The sequence below is a fragment of the Mycobacterium sp. UM_Kg1 genome (genome assembly GCF_000972925.1).
Taxonomy (GTDB): Bacteria; Actinomycetota; Actinomycetes; order Mycobacteriales; family Mycobacteriaceae; genus Mycobacterium; species Mycobacterium hiberniae.
In genome coordinates this window covers 1-2647 of the sequence record NZ_JRMK01000269.1, presented here as the reverse complement: position 1 = coordinate 2647, position 2647 = coordinate 1, and the positions used below count along the sequence as shown (strand labels likewise).

The window sequence follows — 2647 nt, the reverse complement described above, 5'->3', positions numbered from 1 at the left end:
GCGCGGGCTTGTCGACAACGACGGCATCACCTACGTGCGCACTGGTCCGGACGGCGAGGAAACCGTCGCGGTGCCGTGGCAGCTCGACGCGCTGCCGCTGGTGGTCTCGGCTTCGGACTGGGACCAGTTGGAAGGCGGGCTGGTACAGCGTTCGCGGGTGCTCGACGCGGTGCTGACCGACGTGTACGGCGAGCGCCGCTGCATCACCGAAGGGGTGCTGCCGCCCGAGCTGGTGTTCGCCCACCCCGGGTACCTGCGGGCCGCCCGCGGCATCGAGGTGCCCGGCCGGCATCAGCTGTTCATGCACGGCTGCGACGTCAGCCGGACCGCGACGGGGGATTTCGTGGTCAACGCCGACTGGACCCAGGCGCCGTCCGGCGCCGGGTACGCCCTGGCCGACCGCAGGGTGGTCGCGCATGCGATCCCGGACCTCTATGAGCAGATCGGCCCGCGGCCCACCTCGCCGTGGGCGCAGGCGCTGCGACTGGCACTCGTCGACGCCGCCCCCGAGTACGCCGAGGAACCCGTGATTGTGGTGCTCAGCCCCGGCATCCACTCCGAGACCGCGTTCGACCAGGCCTACCTGGCCAGCGTGCTGGGCCTGCCGCTGGTGGAGAGCGCCGACCTGGTGGTGCGCGACGGCAAGCTGTGGATGCGCTCGATGGGCACCCTGAAGCGGGTCGACGTCGTGCTGCGCCGGGTGGACGCCCACTACGCCGATCCGCTCGATCTGCGGGCGTCGTCGCGATTGGGTGTCGTCGGTCTGGTCGAGGTGCTGCGCCGCGGCGCGGTGACCGTCGTCAACACCCTGGGCAGCGGTGTGCTGGAAAGCCCGGGGCTGCTTCGTTTCCTCCCGGAACTGTCCGAGGCCCTGCTGGACGAGACGCCGCTGCTGCCGACCACGCCGCTGTACTGGGGCGGCATCGACGCCGAACGCTCGCACCTGTTGGCGAACCTGTCCTCGCTGCTGATCAAACCGGTCACCGGCGGCGACCCGATCACCGGGCCGACGCTGTCGGCGGCGCAGCGCGATGAGCTGGCGGCCCGCATCGCCGCGACGCCGTGGCAGTGGGTCGGCCAAGAGCTCCCGCAGTTCTCCTCGGCGCCGTCGGACTATCTGCCCCGCGGCCTGTCGTCGTCGGCAGTCGGGATGCGGCTGTTCACGGTGGCCCAGCGCGGCGGGTATGCCCCGATGATCGGCGGCCTGGGCTACCTGCTGGCGGAGGGGGCGGCTGCATACCAGCTCGAAACCGTGGCTGCCAAAGACATCTGGGTTCGCACCTCGAGCCGGGTCACCGCGGAGAAGATCTCGAGCGAAGCTCCGGGGCTGCCGGCGCTTGCCAACGCCAGCCCCACCCAGGAGGTCAGCTCGCCACGCGTGCTGGCGGACCTGTTCTGGATCGGCCGCTACGCCGAACGCGCCGAGCAGACTGCGCGGCTGCTGACCGTGACCCGCGAGCGCTATCACGAATTCCGGTATCGCAGAACGATGGACGGCAGTGAATGCGTGCCGGTGCTGCTGACCGCACTCGGACAACTGACCGGGAGCGACACCGGCGCCGGCGGCGACTACGTCGAGATGGTGGCCACCGCGCCGACCACACTGTGGGCGCTGACCGCCGACCGGCACCGACCCGGTTCGCTCGCCCAGTCGGTGGAGCGGCTGGGGCTGGCCGCGCGCGCGGTGCGTGATCAGATGTCCAACGACACCTGGGGGGTGCTGTCCGCCGCCGAGCGGGCCCTGTTGAACGCCCCTGACACACCGCCGGATTCGCGGGCCGAAGGGGACGCGTTCCTCGCCTCGACCAGCACGCTGACCATGGCATGCATGCTGGCCCTGTCGGGGGTGGCCGCCGAGTCGGTGGTCCGCGACGTCGGCTGGACCATGATGGACATCGGCAAGCGCATCGAGCGCGGCCTGGCGCTGACGGCGCTGCTGCGCTCCACGCTGAGCACCGCCCGCACCCCGGGGGCCGAGCAGACCATCACCGAATCCACGTTGGTGGCGTGCGAATCACTGGTCATCTACCGGCGGCGCAACCCCGGCAAGATCAGCATCGCCGGGGTCGCCGACCTGGTGCTGTTCGACGTGGAGAACCCGCGCTCACTGGTCTACCAACTCGAACTGATCCGCGCGCACCTGAAGGCGCTGCCGGGGTCGACGGGGTCGTCGCGCCCCGAGCGGATGGTCGACGAGATCGCCGCCCGACTGCGCCGCATCGAGCCCGCCGACCTCGAAGACGTCACCGCCGACGGACGGCGCGAAGAACTCGCCGAGCTGATGTCGGCCATCCACCGCGATCTGCGTGAGCTGTCGTCGGTGATCACCACCATCCACCTGTCCCTGCCGGGCGACATGCAGCCGTTGTGGGGACCCGATGAGCGGCGGGTGATGCCGTGACCGCGTTCCCCGACGGCACCACCGCCTCCGCGGACAGCCGCAGCTACCAGATCACCCACCGCACCGAGTATCGGTACTCCGATGTCGTCACGAGCTCCTACGGCCGTGGGTTCCTGACCCCGCGCGACTCCGCCCGGCAGCGCTGCCTGTTCCACGAGCTGGTCATCGAGCCCGAGCCCGAGGACAGCTCCACCAGCCGGGACGGCTACGGCAACATCAGTTCCTACTTCCACGTCATCGAGAAGC

General features: G+C 70.4%; 2 protein-coding genes. Both read left to right on the top strand.

Annotation, left to right across the window (positions count from 1 at the left end):
- On the top strand, positions 1-2401 hold a 2401-nt coding region (locus LI92_RS20910; RefSeq protein WP_046322348.1), incomplete at its 5' end, for a circularly permuted type 2 ATP-grasp protein.
- A partial coding sequence (locus tag LI92_RS20905) for a transglutaminase N-terminal domain-containing protein (protein ID WP_046322346.1) occupies positions 2398-2647 on the top strand: 250 nt, incomplete at its 3' end. The genes LI92_RS20910 and LI92_RS20905, both read left to right, overlap by 4 nt.